The organism is Streptomyces sp. NPDC058001, assembly GCF_042886315.1.
In the GTDB taxonomy this organism is placed as follows: domain Bacteria; phylum Actinomycetota; class Actinomycetes; order Streptomycetales; family Streptomycetaceae; genus Streptomyces.
Map to the genome: position 1 here is coordinate 506,073 of NZ_JBHVQT010000006.1, position 21,215 is coordinate 527,287.

Genomic DNA, 21,215 nt, shown 5'->3' on the forward strand with positions numbered 1-21,215 from the left:
GCGGACCGCTGTGATCTTCGCCCTACCCGGTGCGCGGCCCGCGCCCCCCGTCGCCTACGGTGCCGGTGGGCGCCCGCACGACGGCATCGTGTGCGGTGGCGGAAGGCATGTGCGACGCGACGACGAGGAGACGGCCATGGCCGAGCGGGCGCTGATCACGGGGATCGGCGGCAAGAGCCCCAAGGTGGACCAGGACGCGTTCGTCGCGCCGACGGCCGTCGTCATCGGCGAGGTGACCGTGCACTCGGGCGCGAGCGTCTGGTACGGAGCGGTGCTCCGCGCGGACTGCGGACCGATCGTTCTCGGGGCGGACAGCAACATCCAGGACAACTGCACGCTCCATGTCGACCCGGGGTTCCCCATCACGATCGGCGAGCGGGTCACGGTCGGCCACAACGTCGTCCTCCACGGCTGCACCGTGGAGGACGACGTACTCGTCGGCATGGGCGCCACCGTCCTCAACGGCGCGGTGATCGGCGCAGGTTCGCTGGTCGCCGCCCAGGCTCTGGTGCCGCAGGGCATGCTCGTACCGCCGGGATCGCTGGTCGCGGGAGTGCCCGCCAAGGTGAGGCGCCCGCTCACGGAGGAGGAGCGCGAGGGCGTCACGCTGAACGGAACCCTGTACGTGGACCTCGCGCGGGCGCACCGGGAGGTCCACGAAGAGCACGCGCGCGAGGAGGGTGGTCAGGACGCCCCCGCGCGCGAGGATCACGCATAGCCGAGAAGCGGCCCTCGCTCGGGGGGTCTCAGTCGGCGGCCTGCACAGCGGCCTTCGGCGCGACCCCCGCGACCTCGGCGCCACCCGCACCCGCCGCCCCGCCCTCGGCCTCTGCCGCCTTGGCGCGTCGCTTGAGCAGGAGCATCGAGCCGATGCCGAACAGCACCGCCACGACCAGGCCGAGCCAGGAGAACCGCTTGAGCCAGGACTCGGCGACGATTCCGACGTAGTAGATGACGGCCGTGGTGCCGCCCGCCCACACGATGCCGCCGAGGACGTTGGCGACGAGGAACTTCCAGTAGGGCATGCGCAGCACGCCCGCGAGGGGGCCAGCGAAGATCCGCAGCAGGGCGACGAAACGGCCGAAGAACACGGCCCACATGCCCCACTTCTCGAAGGACCGTTCCGCGCTGCGGATATGGCCCTCGCTGAAGTGCTTGGGGAACTTGCGGCCCAGCCGGGCGAGCAGCGGTCGGCCGCCCTTGCGCCCGATGGCGTACCCGATCGAGTCACCGATGACGGCGCCCGCGCTGGCGCAGGCGCCGAGGACGAACGGGTCGATGCCCGCGTGCTGCGACGACAGGAGCGCGGCCGAGACGAGGACGATCTCGCCCGGCAGCGGAATGCCCAGGCTCTCCAGACCGATGATCACGCCCACCAGGGCGTAGACGCTGACCGCCGGCACGGTCTCAAGCCAGTCCTGGACGTGCAACGCCCGCTCCTCCGGTGAGGTTCTGTGAGGTGGTGACGGGCCGGTGATCCACCTCGGCGCGCCGCGGGCAGCCTACCGGGTCCGGTACACCCGGCGTCCCGGACCCGCGACGGCGCCGCCGGACGCGGGGTCCGGCGGCCTCTTGGGCGCTGTCAGGCGTTCGGCCGGAGGGTCCAGACGACGGTCATCTCGCTGGTGACGGCGCCGTCACCGCGCCGGATGGCGATGCTCACCGGGAACTCGGGTCGCTGCCCGGCGTCCAGTTCGGCGACGACCTCGGCGGCGGGCCGCCCGAGGGTCGCCGTCGCGGTCACGGGTCCCATGGCGAGCTTCTTGTACGCGATCTCGGCGCTGACGGCGAGCGGAACGGCCCGCGACAACTGCTCACCGAAGGCGGCCAGCACGATCGCCCCGCTCGCGGACTCGCCGAGCGTGAACATCGCTCCGGCGTGCGGCCCTCCAACGTGGTTGTGGTAGTCGCTACGGTCGGGCAGCGAGACCACGGCCCGCTCAGGCGTGGTCTCCTGGAACTCCAGCTGCAGCGTGCGGGCCATCGGCACAGTGGCGGCGAGCATCTCGCCTATCGACATCTGATCAGCACTCATACCAGAATGTTACCCATGAGTAGCGAATCTTGGCCAGAGCCGCGCACCGGGGCGCGGGGCACGTGCGCGACCGAGGGCACGGCGACCGCGTTCGCCCACGGCATTCCTTGAGCACACAGGCCGAACGCACAGGCTGAGTACACAGGTTGAGTACACAGGTTGAGTACACAGGTTCCTGGGATTCCGATATGTACCTGACATCGGTACGTACCTGACAAGGGCCGGTGACCGAACTGTTTCCGGGGCGCCACTATGGTTACTGCCCATGTGGCCAGGACAGCAGCCGCCCGGGGGCGAGCAGAACCCGCAGGACCAGAACCCGAATCCGTATCAGCAGCCGGGTTACCAGCAGCCGAACCCCTATCAGCAGCCGGGGTATCAGCAGCCGAATCCGTACCCGCAGCAGCCTGGGCAGCAGCCGGGCTGGGGAGCCCCGACGACGCCGATGGGCGCGCCTCAGCCGCCGTCGGGCGACAAGAAGAAGACGAAGCTCGTGGCGATCGTGGCCGCGAGTGCCGTCGTCGTCGCGGCCGGTGTCACCGGATTCCTGGTCCTGGGCGGCGAGAAGGACGACAGCGCCAAGGACGACGGCAAGAAGGTCAAGGAGAAGCCGTCGGCCTCCGCGACCAAGGAGCCCGGCACGGCCGGAGCCGGTTCCGGCGGCACCGCCGACGACAACCCGCGCGGTACGGACGACGAGAAGGCGACGATCGACGGCTGGAAGGTCGTCATCAACCCCAAGTGGGGTACCGCCTTCGACGTCCCCGGCGACTGGGAGATCGAGACGCCGGACACGATGATCGGCTTCGAGGACTCCAAGAAGGCCGACGGCAAGCCGATCATCACGATGTCCGCGCCCGCGTACTACAAGTCCAAGTGGTGCCAGTCGGACGAGGACAAGGACGGCCGCACGAACGACACCGCGCTCGGCGCGGTCGGCACCAAGGGCGCGAACGGTGCCAAGAGCACCGACGAGGTCGCGGTGAACCAGGTGCCGTGGTGGGTCTACGGCGGCTACACGCAGCCCGACAAGAAGAGCATCACGTTCGACAAGAAGGCGAAGCCCTTCACGACGACGTCCGGCATCCAGGGCAGCATCGCGCGCGCCCAGTCGACGAACACGCCGCAGAAGGGCAAGTGCGACAGCGACGGCAAGGCGATCACTTTCGGGTTCAAGAACTCGAAGGGTGACTTCGTGGCCTGGAACCTGTACGGCGCCAAGGGCGTCGACGGGGAGATCCCGGAAGAGACGATCATGAAGATCCTCAAGACGGTCCGCCTGCACGGGACTCCCACGGGCTGACCGTCTCCACGGGGCCGTGGAACCGTAGGGGGGCGGAAACCGTAGCGGGCGGGAAAACCGGTCGGGTCGGGAGAACCGCCCGGAAAAGGATTTGGCAACTCGCCTCGGGGGCCGCGATAGTCCCCCGGTGACCTCTCCCGCCGCCTCCCGCCGTCCCCGCAGGCCCGCCTGGGCCGGACGCAACTACACGCTGCTGACCGCCGCCGCGATCGTCACCAACCTGGGCAGCCACGGCGCCCTGATCGCGGCGGCGTTCGCCGTGCTCGACGCGGGCGGCGACGGCGGCGACGTCGGTCTGGTGGCCGCGGCCCGTACCGTGCCGCTCGTGCTGTTCCTGCTGGTCGGCGGCGCGGTCGCCGACCGGCTGCCACGGCACCGGGTGATGGTCGCCGCCAACACCCTCAACTGCGTGTCGCAGGGCGCCTTCGCGGTGCTCGTCATCGCCGGTGAGCCGCAGCTCTGGCACATGCTGCTGCTCTCCGCGCTCGGCGGCACCGGACAGGCGTTCTTCAGCCCCGCGTCCGAGGGCATGCTGATGGCGTCGGTGACCGGCGAGCAGGCCAGCCGGGCGTTCGCGATGTACCGGATGGCGATGCACGGCGCGGGCATCGGCGGCGCCGCGCTCGGCGGCGCCATGGTCGCGGCGATGGGCCCCGGCTGGGTCCTCGCGGTCGACGCCGCGGCCTTCGCCGTCGCGGGCGGCCTGCGCGCCTTCCTGGACGTCCGGCACATTCGCGCGCGCGAGCCGGGCGAGGGTCTGCTCTCCGATCTCCGGGACGGTTGGAAGGAGTTCATCGGCCGGCCCTGGCTGTGGAGCATCGTGGCGCAGTTCTCGGTGGTCGTCGCCGTGGTCGGCGCTGCCGAGGCGGTGTACGGGCCGCTGGTCGCCCGTGACGAACTCGGCGGACCGGGACCGTGGGGTCTGGCGCTCGGCGCGTTCGGCCTGGGCACGGTCGCCGGGGCCTTCCTGATGACGCGATGGAAGCCGCGTCGGCTGCTGTTCGTCGGGACCCTGTGCGTGTTCCCCCTGGCCCTGCCGTCCGCCGCGCTCGCGGTGCCGCTTCCGGTGTCGGGGCTCGCGGCCGTGATGTTCGTGAGCGGCGCCGCGATCGAGGTCTTCGGCGTCTCGTGGATCACGACCATGCATCAGGAGATCCCGGAGGAGAAGTTCTCCCGGGTCTCCGCGTACGACTGGTTCGGCTCGGTCGGCATGGTCCCGCTGGCGACGGCTCTGGCGGGCCCCGCCGAGAGCGTGTTCGGCCGGTCGTCGGCGCTGTGGGGCTGCGCGGTCCTGGTGGTCGTGGTGACGGCCGCGGTGCTCTTCGTGCCGGACGTACGGAATCTGACACGGCGCACCAAGGAGATCGCGCAGGCCGTTCCGGCCGCCACCGGGGACAAGCCCGGTCCCCGGGATCCGGTCGCCGGGGACGCCTCAGCCGACGCTGAAGGCTCCGTCCGGCGGCTCGGGTGAGGGGACGGCGTCCTCGTCCCGTACAGGCCGTGCGGAGCCCAGGAAGCGGCGCAGCGCCGCACCGTGCTCCACGCGCGCGGGGAACGCGTCGGCGGCCGTGAGCCGGGTGAGCGCCGGGACCGCGATGCCCTGGTGCGAGGCGACGAGTACGGCGTTGCCGAAACGGCGGCCCCGCAGGACGGCCGGTTCGGCGATCAGCGCCACCTCCTCGAACACGGCCGCGAACGTGGCGAGCTGTGCGCGCAGGAAGGTGAACGGCGCGCCGTCCGCGAGGTTCGCCAGGTAGAGCCCGTCGGCGCGCAGCACACGGTCGGCCTCGCGCGCGTAGCCGAGTGACGCGAGGTGCGCGGGGACCCTGGCGCCGCCGAAGACGTCCGCGACGAGTACGTCCGTCGAGCCGTCCGGCGCGCCTTCCAGCCACGCGCGGGCGTCCGCCGCGTGCACGGTGATCCCCGAGCGGTCGGGCAGCGGGAGGTGCGCGGCGACGAGCCCGATGAGCCCGTGGTCGGCCTCCACGACGTCCTGGCGGGACCCCGGGCGGGTGGCGGCGACATAGCGCGGCAGGGTGAGCGCTCCCCCGCCGAGGTGCAGTACGTCCAGGGGGAGCGCGGGCCCTGCCGCCGTGTCGATGACATGACCGAGCCGGCGCGTGTACTCGAACTCCAGGTGGGTGGGTTCGTCGAGGTCCACGTACGACTGGGGCGCGCCGTCGATCGTCAGGAGCCAGGCCCGGTCCCGGTCGACGTCGGGCAGGAGCTTGGCCGTGCCGTGGTCCACGGCCTGGCTGACGGGCAGGGGGTCGTTCACGGGTCCATTGTGCCGCCGCCCGCTTGACGGCACGCACGCGCGCCCGCTCCCCGCGGGGTGCGGGAAGCGGGCACGCTCCGTACGGCTCCGGTCGGTTCAGTCGACCGACGTCACCGTGCCCGCGCCGACGGTCCGGCCGCCCTCACGGATCGCGAAACCCAGACCGGGCTCCAGGGGCACGTCCCGTCCCAGCTCGACCGTCATGGTGACGGTGTCGCCGGGGCGGGCCACGGCGGTGTCGCCGAGGTCGACGTCACCGACCACGTCCGCGGTACGGATGTAGAACTGCGGCCGGTAGCCGCTGGTGAGCGGGGTCGTCCGGCCGCCCTCGCGCGCCGACAGGACGTACACCTGGGCGGTGAAGCGGCGGCTGGGCGTGACGCTGCCCGGCGCCGAGACGACATGGCCGCGGCGGACGGCGTCGCGGGGCACTCCGCGCAGCAACAGCGCCACGTTGTCCCCGGCCTGCGCGTCGTCCATCGGCTTGCCGAAGGTCTCCAGACCGGTGACGACGGTGTCCACGTCCGCGCCGAGCACCTCGACCCGGTCCCCGACCCGTACGGTCCCGCGCTCCACGGCACCGGTGACGACGGTGCCGCGTCCGGTGATCGTGAGCACGTTCTCGACGGGGAGCAGGAACGGCGCGTCGACGTACCGCTCGGGCATCGGCACATACGTGTCCACCGCGTCGAGCAGCGCCACGATCGCCGACGTCCACCTCGGGTCGCCCTCCAGCGCCCTGAGTCCGGAGACCCGGACCACGGGCGCGGAGTCACCGCCGTAGCCGTGCGCCGAGAGCAGTTCCCTGACCTCCAGCTCGACCAGGTCGGTCAGTTCCTCGTCGCCCGCGTCGGCCTTGTTCAGGGCGACGACGATGTGGTCGACGCCGACCTGACGGGCCAGCAGGACGTGCTCCGCGGTCTGCGGCATGATCCCGTCGAGCGCGGACACGACGAGGATCGCCCCGTCGAGCTGCGCCGCTCCGGTGACCATGTTCTTTACGTAGTCGGCGTGACCGGGCATGTCGACATGCGCGTAGTGCCGGGTGTCCGTCTCGTACTCGACGTGCGCGATGTTGATGGTGATGCCGCGCGCGGCCTCCTCCGGGGCGCGGTCGATGCGGTCGAACGGCACGAAGGTGCCGGTGCCGCGCTCGGCGAGCACCTTGGTGATGGCGGCGGTCAAAGTGGTCTTGCCGTGGTCGACGTGACCCATCGTTCCGATGTTGAGGTGTGGCTTGGTGCGCACGTATGCCGTCTTGGGCATGGCTGTTCCTCGCAGAGGGGGAAGTGACCGATACGGACGCGGAGTTCATCTCCGCGCCGGGGACCCCAGGACCTTGCCGACCCTCCCCCTCGGGGGTCCGCCGGACAGTCCGGGGAGGGTCAGCCTCGTGCGCCGTCGACGGCTGCGATGACGATCTCTACGGCAGCCTTCGGTGCATCCGCGACTGCGGATGCTGCGAGGAGGAAGGCGTACCGGAACATGCGACAGATCATCTCCGACGCGGCGGCCCGCGTCGAATGGTTTTCCCGGTGGCCTGTCCCGAGCCGTGCGCGACGGCGTTGTGCGCCACGGCGTCCGCCGTGTTTCAGGCGCCGATGTTCTTGAGGGCCTCGCGCGCGGACAGCGGTGCCAGGCGGTCGCGTTCACGCGCGACGAAGGCCCGTACGGCGTCGGGGTCGGTCTTGGCGTACTCGCGCAGGCACCAGCCGATGGCCTTGCGGATGAAGAAGTCGGGGTGACCGGCCTGCCGGACGCAGTATCCGAAGAGCCGGTCCGTGTCGGTGGCGTCCTTGTAGCGGAGTTGGTGGAGCAGCGCGGTACGCGCCACCCATAGGTCGTCGTCCTCGATCCACACGTCCATGTCCGCCGTGAGCGCGGGATCGGCGCGAACCAAGGAGCCGACGACATGGGCGGCGAGCGCGTCGACGGTGTCCCACCAGGGTTTCGTCTCGACCAGCCGGCGGGCCACGGGCAGGAACGCGGAGGAGCAGCGCCGTACGTGACGGCGCAGATAGTCGACCGCGAAGTACTGGTACTCCCGCTCGGGAAGGTCCCAACAGCGCAGGGCGACGGCCCGGCAGTCGGCCTCGTCGGGCGACGGCGCGTCGGCGAGCAGGGCCTTGTCGAGCTCGCGGCGCCGGGGTGTGGGCAGGCCGAGGAAGGGGGCGACGTCCTTCATGTACGCGCGCATCGCCGCACCGCGCGCGGGGTCGGCCGCCGGGGTGTAGGCGGCTGTGAGGCGGGTGAGGAGGAGATCGGCGCGTGGGGTCGTGCCGGGCTCACGGCCCACGTTTTTGTCGCTGCCCGAATCGTGCGCGCTTTTGATCCTGCTCGAATCGCGCGCGCCTTTGCCGCCGCCCGACCCCGGTGCCGTAGGGCTCATGAGACGCACCCTACGGCGATCACGTCGGTTCGTCAGTTAGTCTCCCCGGGTGTTCGACCCCGCAGCTCCACCGCCGCCGGTCCTCCCCCAGGGCCGCCCCGCGCCCCTCGTCGCGCGCTGGACCAGAACGCTGCTTTCGCCCTGGTCACGGCTGTCCCTGCTGGTGGTGCTGCTCGCCGGCGCGGCCGGCGGTGTGCTGGTCTTCGAGCCGCAGCGACTCCTCGCGGACGGCTGGCCCCCACAGCTCAACGGGGCCGCCGCGGTGGTGGTCTTCGCCGTGGCGTACGGGCTGTGCGCGGCCGCGTTCGTACCGCGCCCGCTGCTGAATCTCGCCGCGGGCGCACTCCTCGGCGCACAACTCGGCCTCGGCGCGGCGCTCGCCGGTACGGTGCTGGGCGCCGCCGTCTCCTTCGGGCTCGGCCGCGCCCTGGGGCAGGACGCCTTGCGTCCGCTGCTGCGGGCCCGGTGGCTGAAGGCGGCGGACGAGCAGCTCAGCCGGCACGGGTTCCGGTCGATGCTGGCGGCCCGGCTGTTCCCGGGACTGCCGTTCTGGGGCGTGAACTACTGCGCCGCGGTGTCGCGCATGGGCTGGACACCGTTCCTCCTGGCGACAGCGCTCGGCTCGATCCCGAACACCGCGGCCTATGTGGTCGCGGGCGACGGCGCGGCGGCTCCGACATCTCCCGCGTTCCTGATCGCGATGGGGTTCATCGCGGTGACGGGGCTGGCGGGCGTGGTGGTCGCCTGGACGAAGCGGCACAGCCTGCGCGGTCGGTGAGCGGTCTCGGCGCCGGACCGTGACGCCGCCGGGCCTGAGCGCTGAGTCCGGGAGCGGGGGCCCTGTGAATCCGGGAGCCGGGGCCCTGTGAAGGGGCCTTCACCCAGGGACGCTACGCTGCCCCAGAACGGAGCAGTGATCACCGTGCGTGGGCGCGTACCACGCCGCGGGTGGGCACGTACCACGTCCTCGCCGTCACCGTCTCCGTAGCACCAGTCCTGTTCCCGTCCGCCTCCGGCCTGCGCGTGCGCATGCGTGGTCAGGTTCGATCAGCACTTGGATCCCGTTACTTCATGTCTTGGTTTGAATCCTTCATCCTCGGACTCGTCCAGGGGCTGACCGAGTTCCTCCCGATCTCGTCGAGCGCCCACCTGCGGCTGACGGCCGCCTTCGCGGGCTGGACCGACCCGGGAGCGGCGTTCACGGCGATCACGCAGATCGGTACGGAGGCCGCGGTCCTCATCTACTTCCGCAAGGACATCGTGCGGATCGTGTCGGCGTGGTCCCGGTCGCTCTTCAACAAGGCATTGCGCAGTGACCACGACGCGCAGATGGGCTGGCTGGTCATCGTCGGCTCGATCCCGATCGGTGTGCTGGGCGTCACGCTGAAGGACCAGATCGAGGGCCCGTTCCGTGACCTGCGGCTGACCGCGACCATGCTGATCGTGATGGGCCTCGTGCTCGGTTTCGCGGACCGTCTCGCCGCGCGTGACGAGACGGGCGGCAAGCACCGGGCCGCACAGCCGCGCAAGACCCTGAAGGAACTGGGCGTCAAGGACGGTCTGATCTTCGGTGTGTGCCAGGCGATGGCCCTGGTGCCGGGTGTCTCGCGGTCCGGGGCGACGATCAGCGGCGGCCTGCTGATGGGGTACACCCGTGAGGCGGCGGCCCGTTACTCGTTCCTGCTCGCCATCCCCGCCGTACTCGCCTCGGGCGCCTACGAGTTGAAGGACGCGAGCCAGGGGCATGTGTCCTGGGGCCCGCTGCTCTTCGCGACGCTGATCGCCTTCGCGGTGGGGTACGCGGTCATCGCATGGTTCATGAAGTTCATCACGACCAAGAGCTTCATGCCGTTCGTGTACTACCGCATCATTCTGGGCATCGCCATCATCGTCCTGGTCAGCATGGGCGTACTGAGCCCGCATGCGGGAGAGTCGGGCCACTGACCCCACCGCGGGGCCGTCGGCCGAGAGTGCGGCGCGGGGTACCGAGAGGCTTCCAAGAGGGCTCCTGAGAGAGAGTTCTCTCACAGCTGACGGGCACCGAGCAACGGCTCCGACAGTGACGAAAGGCCCTCTGACCTGCGGTGTCGTCACCCAAAGCACTCTTCGGCACTTCGCGGAGAGTGATGATCTGTAGCCGGGCCGTAGCGGATTGTCAGAACGAAGCCCTAAGCTTCAGGGCATGTCCCGCACCCAAGAGCACTCCGGTTGCGTGCGTTCCGCAGACGCGCTGAACGAACAGATTCGCGACCTGTGGCTTCGAGCGGGTGGCCGCCTGTCGGCGGACGAGCGTCGTACCTACGAAGCGCTCGTCACCGAGTGGGCCGCCGCGATCCGCACCGACGTCAGGGGCTGGTGACCTCAAGACACGGAGGCACCCGCCCCGGTCTTCCCGCACCCTCAGGGGGACGTCCCCGCACGGACGTCCCCTCACACAGCCGCCACACACACGCAAGACCCCTGCTCACGCCACCCGTCATTTCCGGCCACTCCGTCATATCCGAGGCCCCGGTCCCCTGCGCGCCCCTTGGCTCAGCGGGCCGGGTGACCAAGACTGACCCGATGACACAGCGTGTGGAACTCGCGACGGTAATGGACCGCCTGGCCGTGGACGCCCTGATCACGGAGTACGCCGTGGCCGTGGACGACGGCGCGTGGGAGGCGTACCGGCGCCTCTTCGCGCCGGGCGGACGAGCGGACTACCGCTCGGCGGGCGGAATCGAAGGGGACGCCGAAGAGATCACCCAGTGGCTGACCGGCACGATGGAGCTGTTCGCGATGCGACAGCATCTGATCGTGAACCGCCAGGTCCACTTCGAGACCGTGGACCGGGACGTCGGCGACACCGCGCGCGTGCGTGCCGATTTCGTCAACCCGATGCGCTTCGCGGGAGGCGACAACACGTCCACCGCACCGGACTTCGTTTGCGGCGGCCGGTACGCCTTCACCCTGGTGCGTACGGGAGCCGGCTGGCGGTTCAGCCAGGTGGTCGTGCAGGAGAAATGGCGGCGTACGCAGGCCACACCGGCACCGTCGTCCGGCACACCCTGACCGCTCCCCCGATCGCTCCCCCAGTCGCTCTCCCGGCCATTCTCCCTGCTCCCGTGACCGCGCCCCGCACGCGTCCGACCGCCCCCTGTCCGAGATCGTCAAAGGCGCGCACACTGGTTCCACGCACCGCGCTCGGGCCAGAGGAAGGCGCTGCATGGACCTGCTCCGCAACCGTGTCCGATGGCGGCAACTCCCCGCGACCGGAAGCCGATCCGGAACCGGGCCAGGCACCAGAAGCGGAACCAAATGCGGAACGAGAAACGGAACGGAAAGCGGAACCCGTCGCCCGCCGCCCCTCACCTCCCCGGGACTTCAAGCCCTCACCTCCCCGAAAGGGCGGGCCCTCACCGCACTCACGGCGGGCGCCCTCCCCGCCCTCGCCTTCCCCGCCCCCTCCCTCTGGTGGTTCGCGTATGTCGCGCTGGTCCCCTGGATGCTGCTGATCCGTCAGGCACCCACAGGGCGGCAGGCGGGGTACGACGGCTGGTTCGGCGGGCTCGGGTTCATGCTGGCCGTGCACCACTGGCTGCTGCCGAGCCTGCATGTGTTCACGGTCCTGATCGCGGCGCTGCTCGGCCTGTTGTGGGCGCCGTGGGGCCGGCTCGTACGCCATCTGCTGGGCGGCAGTCCGTCGCCGCGGCGCGCCGCTGTCGCGCTGGTCGTGCTGCCTTCGGGCTGGCTGATGATCGAGCTGGTGCGGTCCTGGCAGGGTCTCGGCGGGCCATGGGGCATGCTCGGTTCCAGCCAGTGGCAGGTGAATCCGGCGCTGCGGCTCGCGTCGCTCGGTGGCGTATGGCTGCTGAGCCTGTTCGTCGTGGCGCTCAACACCTGCGTCACCCTGCTGATCGCGGCGCGGGACTCCCGTACGCCCGCCGTGGCCGGACTCGTCGTCACCGTCGCCGTGACCTCGGGCGCCTGGGTGTGGGCGCCGCGGCCGGATCCGTCCGGCCTGGTCCGGGTCGCCGTGGTGCAGCCCGGGATCGTGGACGGCGCCGGCAGCGCGGACCGACGCTTCGCGCGCGAGGAGGAGTTGACGCGCACGCTGGACGGGCAGGACGTGGACCTCGTCGTATGGGGCGAGAGCAGCGTCGGGTTCGATCTCACCCGGCGCCCCGACCTCGCGGACCGCATCGCCGCGCTGTCGCGACTCGTCGGGGCGGACATCCTGGTGAACGTGGACGCGCGCAGCGCGGACCCCGCCACCAGCACCAACACGCCCGGCATATACAAGAGTTCGGTCTTGGTGGGCCCGCACGGGCCGACGGGTGACCGCTACGACAAGATGCGCCTCGTGCCGTTCGGCGAGTACATACCGGCCCGTTCGCTGCTCGGCTGGGCGACGTCCGTGGGCAAGGCGGCGGGCGAGGATCGCCGCAGAGGCAGCCGCCAGGAGGTGATGGACGTGGGGCACGATCTGCGGATCGGGCCGCTGATCTGCTTCGAGTCGGCGTTCCCCGACATGAGCCGTCATCTCACCGAGGACGGCGCCCAGTTGCTGCTCGCGCAGTCCGCGACGTCGTCGTTCCAGCACAGCTGGGCCCCGCCGCAGCACGCGTCCCTGGCGGCGCTGCGGGCCGCCGAGACCGGCCGCCCCATGGTCCACGCCACGCTCACGGGCGTGTCCGCGGTGTACGGCCCGGAGGGCGAGCGCGTCGGGACGTGGCTGGGTACGGGCGCGAGCGCGGCGCGGGTGTACGACGTGCCGCTCGCCACAGGTGTGACGCCGTATGTCCGGTTCGGCGACTGGCCCGTGCGGGGCGCTCTGGTCGTGCTGGCACTGCTGTGCGCGGCCGAGGGCGCCCGTACGGTCAGACGGCGGCCTGTTCCTCGACCGCTCGTACCACCCGCTCGCACAGTTCGTGAGTCGCCAGCGCGTCCCGGGCGCTGAGGACCTTGCCCGCGCGGACGGCGTCGAGGAAGGCGAGGACGGCCTGCTCGATGCCGCGCTGCCGGGCCACGGGCACCCAGTCGCCGCGCCGCCGCACGGTCGGCTGACCCTTGTGGTCGATGACTTCGGAGAGGTTGACGACCTGGCGCTTGGTGTCCTGTCCCGAGACTTCGAGGATCTCCTCGGTGGAGCCGCTGCGCCGGTTCATCACACCGATCGCGGTGAAGCCGTCGCCCGCCAGTTGCAGCACGACATGGTGGAGCAGTCCGCCCTCGGTCCGGGCGCGTACGCCGAAGTCGTCCACCGGTCCGGGCACCAGGAAGCGCAGGGTGTCCACGACGTGGATGAAGTCGTCGAGGACGAAGGTGCGAGGGTCCTCGGGCAGTCCGATGCGGTTCTTCTGCATCAGGATCAGCTCGCGCGGATGGTCGGCGCACTGCGTGTAGCCGGGGGCGTAACGCCGGTTGAAGCCGACGGCGAGGCTGGTGTCGCGGGCCTCGGCGAGGTGGACGAGCCGTTCGGACGCGTCGAGTTCGTAGGCGAGCGGCTTGTCGACATAGGTCGGGACGCCCGCTTCGATGAGCCGCGTGACGATCTCCGGGTGCGCGGCGGTGGCCGCGTGGACAAAGGCGGCGTCGAGACCCTGGGCGATGAGGGCGTCCAGCTCGGTGTGGCAGCGCTCGTCCGGGATGTGATGGACGGCGGCCACCTCGCGCAGGGTCGCGGGGGTGCGGGTGTGCAGATGGAGTTCGATCCCGGGCCGGGTGGTGAGGACCGGCAGATACGCCTTGCGCGCGATGTCGCCGAGTCCGATGCAGCCGACCTTCACAGGGGATCTCCTCAAGCGGTACGGGTGGGGGTCTGTGGCTCGGAAGCATACGTGTGCTGGGGCGGACGCCAGTTCGCGATGTCGTCGAAGGTACGCAGGACGACACCGGGGCCGAAGAGCGAGGCGACGGACATGAGGCCGGTGCGCAACGCGACGACCGGGCGGTTGGCGACGGTCGCCATCCGGGCGACGCGGGCGGCCTTGCGTACCACCGCGGTGGTGCGGGGCACGCGGTCGGCCGAGTAGCCGGCGAGCGCGGTGGCCAGGTCGGCGGTGGGGGTGGCGTGGAAGGCGAGCACGACGGCGTCCTCGATGGCCTGGTTGCCGCCCTGTCCGAGGGTGGGGGCCATGGCGTGCGCCGCGTCGCCGATGACGGCGGTCCTGCCACGATGGAAGGCGGGCAGTGGAGTCGCCATGTGGTGCACGTCGTTGCGCAGGACGGGCCCGCCTTCGGCCGCCGCGATGATCGCCGGGATCGGGTGGTGCCAGTCGCCGAACCGGCGCAGCATCTCGGCGTGTTCACCGTCGGGCGCGGGCTGCCCCTCGGGGACGGCCGCGGCGCCGTACGCGTAGATGCGGCCGTCCTTCAGGGGTTGGGTGCCCCAGACGGCGCCGGCACCCCAGGTCTCGTGCGGCTCGAAGGGTCGGTCAGGGGCGGGGACGACGACGCGCCAGACGGTGAGGCCCGCGTAGACCGGGCCCGGGTGCTCGGGGAACAGGGTGCGCCGCACGCCGGAGTCGATGCCGTCGGCGGCGACGACCAGGTCGGCCTCCAGGTCACCGTCCGGCGTGCTGACAACGGCCCGGCGCCCGCCCGTGACGCCCGGCTCCGACAGCTTCGCCGGGGAGCCGGTACGGATGACGCCCGCCGGGAGCTGCGCCGCGATGCGGTCGATGAGGGTGGCACGGTGGACGAGGACGAGGGGTCCGCCGAAGCGCTCGCGCGCCGCCGACGCGTCCATCCGCTGGATCCAGCGTCCGCGCGGGGTGCGCATACCGCCGTCGCCCTGCCAGGCGGCCAGGTCACGGATCTCGTCGCCGAGACCGATGACGTCGAGAGCGCGCAGGGAGTTCGGGGCGAGGCCGATTCCGGCGCCGACCGGCTCCAGGGATTCGGCCCGCTCCAGGACGGTGACCTGCCAGCCGCTCTGGTGCAGGGCGACGGCGGCGGTGAGGCCACCGATACCGCTTCCGATGACGACAGCACGAGGTCCGGCCACGACTCCTCCAGGAACTACGGAAACTACAGATGTAGTACGAGACATCTCGACCGTACTACACATGTAGTGAGAGGGATAGATTGACCCCATGCCCGTACGCACCACCCCCTCCGGCGCGGATCGCGCCACCGTGATCGCCGATGCCGCCCTGGCTCTGCTTGCCGAGCGCGGTATGCGGGGTCTCACGCATCGCGCCGTCGACGAGAAGGCCGGGCTGCCCCTGGGCTCGACGTCCAACCACGCGCGGACACGCCTCGCGCTCCTGGAGATCGCGGTACGGCGGCTGGCCGAGCGCGAGTCGCAGGTGCTGAGCATGGACGAGATGCCGGATCCGGCGGGCGGGCTCGTCTCGCTCGTGGACGGCATGGCGCTCGCCCTGCACCGCTACCTCACGCGCCACCGTGAACTACTCGTCTGCCGCTACGAGTTGGCCCTGGAGGCCACTCGCCGACCGGAACTGCGCGCGTTCTACGACGCCACGGGACAGCAGTTCCAACGGCCGCTGCTCGCCCTGCTCACGGCGATGGGCTCCCCGGATCCGCAGCGGCACACCCTGTCCCTGGTGGCATGGTCCGACGGGATGATGTTCCTGTGCGCGGCGGGGGCGTACCACGCGACGCAGCCGACGCTTGAGGAACTCCGCACGGGCTTCCGGGAGTTGCTGGGCGGCATGCTGAGCGGCGGGAGCCCGACGGTGGCGCGCGGCGGCGAACGGGGGTGACGCGGGACGACACATGCGGTCCTGGTCCGGGGGTAACGCATGGTGCCCTGGTGTGGGGCGTCGAATAATGGCTGGTCGGCCGGTGCGGTGACGGGTAAGGATACGGTCATGACGACTCCCTCCCCTCGGCCCACCGACGCGGTGCCGGAACGCGCCGAGCCGCCCACCGTCGGCGATGAACGCCCCCTACTGGAGTCCTGGCTGGACTATCACCGCGCGACCCTCGCGTTGAAGTGCGCGGGCCTGGACGACGAGCAACTGCGCCGCGCGGCGGTCCCGCCGTCCGAGCTGTCCCTGATGGGTCTCGTACGGCACATGGCCGAGGTCGAACGGATCTGGTTCCGGGGGACCCTGGCCGGCGAGGACGTGCCACCCCTCTACCACAGCGAAGCGGACCCGGACGGCGAGTTCCACCTCACGGACGCGGACACCTGGGCCGATGCGTACGGGGTCTGGCAGAACGAGATCGAGCAGGCCAGGGAACGCGCCGCGCGGTTCGGCCTGGACGACCTGGCGTCCGTGACGCGCAAGGAGGAGTCCCACAACCTGCGCTGGATCTATGTGCACATGATCGAGGAGTACGCGCGTCACAACGGCCACGCGGATCTCGTACGGGAGTTGGTGGACGGGACGACGGGCGACTGACCGCCCTGCCGCCGGCGACGTTCGTCTCTGTCACTGACCGCTGCCACTCATCTGTGTCACTCGTCCGGGGCAACATCATTTCGTCGGCCACCGTGACGGTCGCCGAGCCACCAGAGTGTCGCGGGTGCATCGAGCGAAGACGACGGCGACTCTGCTGGTCACGGTGGCGGTGGCGGCCGTTTCCGGCTGTATGAGCGTGGAACGCAGTGCCACCCCGGAGCCCTCGCCCGTGGCGTCCATGCCGCCTGCGGGGCCGCGCGCTGACGGCGGCGGTGAGCCGAGGATCGCGCAGCCCCCGGCACGGGACGCGCTGGAACGCGTGGGCCCCCCGGAGCGCGCCGCACCGAAGCCACCGACCCCGGCGGCCCCGGCCCCCAGGGCCACGCCCCGTGCCCGGAACCCGGCCGACCCCCCTGAACGACACCGCGCTGCCACCCCGAACCCCCGCCCCGCGCACCCCGGCAACGGCAGCGGTGCCGGCGCCGGGTCGGGAGCCGGAGCCGCCGACCGGAAGCCGGATGTTTGCGCGCTGGGACGGGAGTACGGGGGTTGGCAGGCGGACAGTCCGGAGTCCCGTATCTGCCAGGGCACATACGGGCGCCGCTGAGACGGGAAACCATGGGCGCTGCCGGAAATCCGGGGAACGCGAGGGCTACGACTCCCGGCGCGGCGGTCCCACCGGCCCCTCCCCTGACGAGCCGGGTTCACCGGACCCCTCGTCCAGCTGAAGGGCGAGTCGGGTGAGGGCGGCCCGGATGCCGTCGCCGTAGCTGTCGTCCCCGAGGGCGTCCAGGGCACCATGCGACTGCCGGAGATGACTGCGGGCGGCGTCGGGCCGGCCGAGCTTCACATAGTCGGCGGCGAGACTGAGATGCAGCGAGGGGTAGAAGGCGCGTACGGCGAGGGACTGGTGGTGCCGGGCCAGCCGCCCGTCGGTGAGTTCCTCGGCGGCGGACAGGGCGCGGAGGTCCCAGGCCAGCTCGTCGGACGGGTCGTCCTGGGTGTCGGCCATGTAGTGCGCGAGGGTGCAGCGGTGCAAGGCGTCCCCGTCCTCGCCGATGGCCGCCCAGAGCGCGAGAAAACGGTCGCGGGCCTCCTCTCGGTCGCCCCCGTGATGCAGCATGACGGCTTGCCCGATGCGGGTCATCGTGACGTCTTCCGCCGCGTGCTCCTGCTGCTCCGCCACCGCGTCCTCCACACTCGCGCGCCGACCGCCGCTCATACGCCGATCGTCCTAACCGATCACGACGCTATAGGCCCGCACTGACAATCCCGCTCAGGCGCGGGGAGGGCCCCATGGAGCTGAGCCAGACGGCCCGCGCCGCCGCGGGCGGCGGCGGTGCGAGGCGGACCGGGGAGCGCCACCGGAACGCCGGGACAGGGCCCGGCGCCCCCGGCGCGGCGATGCCACCCCGGCGCAGAGGCTCAGCAGCGGACCCCGCCCCACGAACGTGACGGCGCACCGCCCGCGTTGGCGCACCGGCCACCTACCCACAGGCCGGCGTCGGCGTCCCGTCAGCCCAGGTTCGGGATCCGCCAATCGATCGGAGCGTGGCCCTGCTTGGCCACCGCCTCATCGATCTGGGTGAACGGGCGGGAGCCGAAGAACTTCTTCGCGGAGAGCGGGGACGGGTGCGCGCCCTTCACGACCACGTGCCGTTCCTCGTCGATGAGGGGGAGCTTCTTCTGCGCGTAGTTCCCCCAGAGGACGAACACGGCCGGATCGGGCCGGTCGGCCACCGCACGGATCACCGCGTCGGTGAACTTCTCCCACCCCTTCCCCTTGTGGGAGTTCGCCTCGCCCGCGCGGACCGTCAGCACCGCGTTCAACAGAAGCACCCCCTGGCGGGCCCACGGCATCAGATAGCCGTTGTCCGGGACAGGGTGCCCCAGTTCTTCCTTCATCTCCTTGTAGATGTTGCGCAGCGACGGCGGCGTCTTCACCCCCGGCCGTACGGAGAAGCACAGGCCATGTCCCTGACCCTCTCCGTGATACGGGTCCTGGCCGAGGATCAGTACCTTCACCTCGTCGTACGGGGTCGCGTCCAGTGCGGCGAAGACCTCGTCACGCGGCGGGTAGACGGGACCCTGCGCCCGCTCCTCCTCGACGAAGTCGGCCAGCTCCTTGAAGTAGGGCTTCTGGAGCTCCTCGCCGAGAACGCCGCGCCAGGATTCGGGCAGCATGGCGGTGTCGGTCACGTCAACATCCTCCGGGATAAGGTCACTTCGCGGCCGTCGATGAGACGGCCGCGTTCACACCACAGAACCTACCCGGAGCCACTGACAACGGGCCCCGGAACCCGGACCCCACCCCGGCCGCCCAGCGCCCGACCCGTCCGGCCCCGTCCGGCCCCGTCCGGCCTCGCGTTCTACCAGCTGGTCTTCCGGTTCAGCTCCCACATCATCATGATCGTGGAGGGGTCGAGGGCCCGTTCACCACCGGAGATGTCGTCACTGGCCGCCACATACTGCTTGCCCTGCCACAGCGGCAGCAGTCGGGCGTCGTCGACGAGGATCTTCTGTGCGCGCTGGAAGTCGCCGATCACGGCGGCGCGGTCGCTCTCCTGACGGGACTGCGGCAGCAGCTCCGCGGTGATCTCGCGCGCGGGGTACGGCGTTCCGAGGGCGTTCTGCTCGCCGACGAACGGCGCGATGAAGTTCTCCGGGTCGGGGAAGTCGGGGAACCAGCCCCGCCCGAACACCGGGTACTCGCCCTTGCGATAGCCCGCCTCGTAGGTCTTCCAGGGCCGGCTCTTCAAGGTCACGGTGAAGAGGCCCGACGCCTCCAACTGCCGCTTGATCTCGGCGAATTCGGGCGCCGTCGCGGAGCCGTAGCGGTCGGTCGTGAACCACAGCACCAGCGGTACGCGCTCAGTGATGCCGTCCGCTTCGAGGAGATCACGCGCCTTGCTCGCGCTCGGGGTGCCGTAGTCGTCGAAGAACCCGGTCGTGTGTCCCGCGAGACCGCTGGGGACCATCGAGTAGAGCGGGTCGACGGTGTCCTTGTAGACCTTGTGGGCGATGGCGCTGCGGTCGATGACCTGCGCGACGGCCTTCCGCACGGCGAGCTTGTTCGCCCAGGGGTCCTTCGGGTTGAAGACCAGATAGCTGATCTCCGTACCGGCGCCCTCGACAAGTTGGAGGCCGTCCTTGGAGTCGTTGCTCTGGAGGTTGACGATGTCCTCGGAGGACAGTCCCCGGAACGTCACGTCGATCTTCTTGCTCTTGAGGGCGTCGACCATCGTGGTCGAGTCCTGGAAGTAGCGGATGGTGACGGCGTCGTTCTTGCGGTTGGCGAAGCCCTGGTAGCGCGAGTTCTTGACGAGTTCGGCGCGCTTGCCCTCCTCGTAGGACTTGAGCGAGTAGGGCCCCGAGCCGGTGACCTTGCCGTCCTTGCGGAGGGCGTCCGCCGGGTAGTGGCCGGGGTCGACGATCGACATCGCGGGCGTGGCGAGGACGAACGGGAAGGTGGCGTCGGGCTTGTTGAGGTTGAAGACGATGTCACGGTCGCCGCGCGCCTCGACACTGGCGAGGCTGCCGAGAAGGCCCTTGGGGCCACCCGGTACGTCGATCTTCATGATGCGGTCGAAGGTGTATTTGACGGCCTTGGCGTCGAGTGTGTCCCCGTTGGAGAACTTCAACCCCTCGCGCAACGTGCAGGCGTAGGTGCGGTTCGAGTCGTCGGAGAACTTGCAGAGTTCGGCCGCGTCCGGCTCGGGCGCCGACGCACCTCTGGGATAGCTCAGGAGGGTCTGGAACACATTGCGGAACAGCTCCCAGGAGCCGTCCCAGGAGGCCGCGGGATCGAGCGTGCTGGGCGCGCTCGTCGTCCCCACCGTGATGGTCTTGCCGTCCCCGGACGCTCCGTCGGACCAGGGCCCGCACCCGGCGAGCACGGATATCGACGCGATCGCCGTCATCTGCCGCACACATCGGAACCGGACGAACACGCGCACGCTCCTCGATCGGCCGAACCAGGGGGTTGGCAGACCATATCGCAGTGCCCCGCCCGCTGAACTGCGTACGCGGACGGGGCACTTGATGTAGGGAAAGGTCGCGAATGGACAGGTTCGTCACCCCTGGTGGGATGCGTCAGCCGACGCCCGCATTGAGGAAGATGCCACCGTCCACCACAAGTGTCTGACCGGTGATCCAGTCCGACTGGTCCGAGGTGAGGAAGGCGGCGGCGCCCCCGATGTCCTCGGGCACGCCCAGCCGGCCGAGCGGGTACGCCGCCGCGGCCTCCTCCTCGCGACCCTCGTACAGGGCCTGCGCGAACTTGGTCTTGACGACGGCGGGCGCGATGGCGTTGACGCGCACCCGGGGAGCGAACTCGTGCGCGAGCTGCAACGTCAGGTTGACCATGGCGGCCTTGCTCATGCCGTACGCGCCGATGAAGGGCGACGCCGAGACACCGGCGAGTGAGGCGATGTTGACGATCGCGCCACCGTTGTCCTTCTGCCACGCGCGCCAGGTCTGCTGCGCGAAGCCGAGTGCCGAGATGACGTTGGTCTCGTACACCTTGCGGGCGACATTGAGGTCGAGGTCGGCCATCGGGCCGAACACGGGGTTCGTCCCGGCGTTGTTGACGAGGAAGTCGACCCGGCCGAACACCTCCATGACGCGCGCGACGGCGGCGGCCTGGTGGGCCTCGTCATGGGCCTTGCCCGGGATGCCGATGACGCGGTCGGCGCCGAGTTTCTCGACGGCCTCCTTGAGGGCGTCCTCGCCGCGTCCGGTGATGCACACCTTGTCGCCGCGCGCGACGAGCGCCTCCGCGATCCCGTATCCGATGCCGCGGCTGGCTCCGGTGACGAGGGCGACGCGTCCGCTGTCCTGAACAGTCATGTGCCGTC

22 protein-coding genes are annotated in these 21,215 nt (G+C 70.6%); 11 read left to right on the plus strand and 11 right to left on the minus strand.

What is annotated here, in order from left to right:
* Nucleotides 1-136: 136 nt before the first annotated feature.
* Entirely contained in the window at nt 137-718 is a 582-nt protein-coding gene (locus ACFVT5_RS17865; protein ID WP_389888209.1) for a gamma carbonic anhydrase family protein, read from the plus strand.
* A 28-nt stretch (nt 719-746) separates the two neighbouring features.
* Here the strand turns inward: ACFVT5_RS17865 and ACFVT5_RS17870 are convergent, their stop codons facing one another.
* Together ACFVT5_RS17870 and ACFVT5_RS17875 are read right to left on the minus strand one after the other, a co-directional pair.
* Nucleotides 747-1,430, minus strand: coding sequence for a DedA family protein (locus ACFVT5_RS17870; RefSeq protein WP_389887951.1), 684 nt, complete (start codon nt 1,428-1,430; stop codon nt 747-749).
* Between the two features lie 152 nt (nt 1,431-1,582).
* Entirely contained in the window at nt 1,583-2,035 is a 453-nt protein-coding gene (locus ACFVT5_RS17875) for a DUF4442 domain-containing protein (protein ID WP_389887954.1), read from the minus strand.
* A gap of 265 nt (nt 2,036-2,300) precedes the next feature.
* Between ACFVT5_RS17875 and ACFVT5_RS17880 the strand changes: the two genes are divergently transcribed.
* Nucleotides 2,301-3,338 (plus strand): hypothetical protein, encoded by a 1,038-nt coding sequence (locus tag ACFVT5_RS17880; protein WP_389887957.1) that lies wholly within the window; start codon nt 2,301-2,303, stop codon nt 3,336-3,338.
* A 127-nt stretch (nt 3,339-3,465) separates the two neighbouring features.
* Nucleotides 3,466-4,809: an MFS transporter gene (locus ACFVT5_RS17885; RefSeq protein ID WP_389887960.1), complete on the plus strand. Its 1,344-nt coding sequence runs from the start codon at nt 3,466-3,468 to the stop codon at nt 4,807-4,809.
* Here the strand turns inward: ACFVT5_RS17885 and ACFVT5_RS17890 are convergent.
* From ACFVT5_RS17890 to ACFVT5_RS17900, 3 genes are all read right to left on the minus strand, one after another.
* The gene (locus ACFVT5_RS17890) at nt 4,771-5,616 is read right to left on the minus strand and encodes a spermidine synthase (protein WP_389887963.1); all 846 of its coding nucleotides are present in this window, start codon (nt 5,614-5,616) and stop codon (nt 4,771-4,773) included. The two genes, ACFVT5_RS17885 and ACFVT5_RS17890, sit on opposite strands and share 39 nt — an antisense overlap.
* 96 nt (nt 5,617-5,712) lie before the next feature.
* Nucleotides 5,713-6,882, minus strand: coding sequence for an elongation factor Tu (gene tuf / locus ACFVT5_RS17895; protein ID WP_389887965.1), 1,170 nt, complete (start codon nt 6,880-6,882; stop codon nt 5,713-5,715).
* 325 nt (nt 6,883-7,207) lie between these two features.
* Nucleotides 7,208-8,005 (minus strand): DNA alkylation repair protein, encoded by a 798-nt coding sequence (locus ACFVT5_RS17900; RefSeq protein WP_389887968.1) that lies wholly within the window; start codon nt 8,003-8,005, stop codon nt 7,208-7,210.
* Between the two features lie 49 nt (nt 8,006-8,054).
* On the opposite strand from ACFVT5_RS17900, the gene ACFVT5_RS17905 reads away from it, so the two are divergent.
* The 5 genes from ACFVT5_RS17905 (at nt 8,055) to lnt (ending at nt 12,944) form a co-directional block, all read left to right on the plus strand.
* Nucleotides 8,055-8,783 carry a TVP38/TMEM64 family protein gene (locus ACFVT5_RS17905; protein ID WP_389887970.1) on the plus strand — a complete coding sequence of 243 codons (729 nt, stop codon included), beginning with the start codon at nt 8,055-8,057 and terminating at the stop codon, nt 8,781-8,783.
* A gap of 293 nt (nt 8,784-9,076) precedes the next feature.
* Nucleotides 9,077-9,949: an undecaprenyl-diphosphate phosphatase gene (locus ACFVT5_RS17910; RefSeq protein WP_389887973.1), complete on the plus strand. Its 873-nt coding sequence runs from the start codon at nt 9,077-9,079 to the stop codon at nt 9,947-9,949.
* Between the two features lie 238 nt (nt 9,950-10,187).
* Nucleotides 10,188-10,364: a hypothetical protein gene (locus ACFVT5_RS17915; protein ID WP_389887976.1), complete on the plus strand. Its 177-nt coding sequence runs from the start codon at nt 10,188-10,190 to the stop codon at nt 10,362-10,364.
* A 203-nt stretch (nt 10,365-10,567) separates the two neighbouring features.
* Nucleotides 10,568-11,056, plus strand: coding sequence for a nuclear transport factor 2 family protein (locus ACFVT5_RS17920; protein ID WP_389887979.1), 489 nt, complete (start codon nt 10,568-10,570; stop codon nt 11,054-11,056).
* Between the two features lie 154 nt (nt 11,057-11,210).
* A complete protein-coding gene (lnt, locus tag ACFVT5_RS17925) occupies nt 11,211-12,944 on the plus strand; it encodes an apolipoprotein N-acyltransferase (RefSeq protein ID WP_389887982.1) in 1,734 nt (577 codons plus the stop codon).
* On the opposite strand, the gene ACFVT5_RS17930 is transcribed toward lnt, so the two are convergent.
* Nucleotides 12,865-13,773 carry a Gfo/Idh/MocA family protein gene (locus ACFVT5_RS17930; RefSeq protein WP_389887986.1) on the minus strand — a complete coding sequence of 303 codons (909 nt, stop codon included), beginning with the start codon at nt 13,771-13,773 and terminating at the stop codon, nt 12,865-12,867. The two genes, lnt and ACFVT5_RS17930, sit on opposite strands and share 80 nt — an antisense overlap.
* An 11-nt stretch (nt 13,774-13,784) precedes the next feature.
* Nucleotides 13,785-14,993, minus strand: coding sequence for an FAD-dependent monooxygenase (locus ACFVT5_RS17935; protein ID WP_389887988.1), 1,209 nt, complete (start codon nt 14,991-14,993; stop codon nt 13,785-13,787).
* Nucleotides 14,994-15,081: 88 nt separating this feature from the next.
* On the opposite strand from ACFVT5_RS17935, the gene ACFVT5_RS17940 reads away from it, so the two are divergent.
* The 3 genes from ACFVT5_RS17940 (at nt 15,082) to ACFVT5_RS17950 (ending at nt 16,966) form a co-directional block, all read left to right on the plus strand.
* The gene (locus ACFVT5_RS17940; protein WP_389887991.1) at nt 15,082-15,714 is read left to right on the plus strand and encodes a TetR/AcrR family transcriptional regulator; all 633 of its coding nucleotides are present in this window, start codon (nt 15,082-15,084) and stop codon (nt 15,712-15,714) included.
* A gap of 108 nt (nt 15,715-15,822) precedes the next feature.
* On the plus strand, nt 15,823-16,359 hold the full coding sequence (locus ACFVT5_RS17945) for a DinB family protein (RefSeq protein WP_389887994.1): 537 nt from the start codon (nt 15,823-15,825) through the stop codon (nt 16,357-16,359).
* Between the two features lie 124 nt (nt 16,360-16,483).
* Complete coding sequence (locus tag ACFVT5_RS17950) at nt 16,484-16,966, plus strand: hypothetical protein (RefSeq protein ID WP_389887997.1); 483 nt, start codon at nt 16,484-16,486, stop codon at nt 16,964-16,966.
* A gap of 45 nt (nt 16,967-17,011) precedes the next feature.
* Here the strand turns inward: ACFVT5_RS17950 and ACFVT5_RS17955 are convergent, their stop codons facing one another.
* The 4 genes from ACFVT5_RS17955 to ACFVT5_RS17970 all read right to left on the minus strand — a co-directional run bounded on the left by ACFVT5_RS17955 (nt 17,012) and on the right by ACFVT5_RS17970 (nt 21,207).
* A complete protein-coding gene (locus tag ACFVT5_RS17955) occupies nt 17,012-17,581 on the minus strand; it encodes a hypothetical protein (RefSeq protein ID WP_389887999.1) in 570 nt (189 codons plus the stop codon).
* 293 nt (nt 17,582-17,874) lie between these two features.
* Complete coding sequence (gene ung / locus ACFVT5_RS17960; RefSeq protein ID WP_389888002.1) at nt 17,875-18,558, minus strand: uracil-DNA glycosylase; 684 nt, start codon at nt 18,556-18,558, stop codon at nt 17,875-17,877.
* 170 nt (nt 18,559-18,728) lie between these two features.
* Nucleotides 18,729-20,279 (minus strand): ABC transporter substrate-binding protein, encoded by a 1,551-nt coding sequence (locus tag ACFVT5_RS17965; RefSeq protein ID WP_389888211.1) that lies wholly within the window; start codon nt 20,277-20,279, stop codon nt 18,729-18,731.
* 172 nt (nt 20,280-20,451) lie between these two features.
* Nucleotides 20,452-21,207, minus strand: coding sequence for an SDR family oxidoreductase (locus ACFVT5_RS17970; protein ID WP_389888005.1), 756 nt, complete (start codon nt 21,205-21,207; stop codon nt 20,452-20,454).
* Between the last annotated feature and the right edge of the window lie 8 nt (nt 21,208-21,215).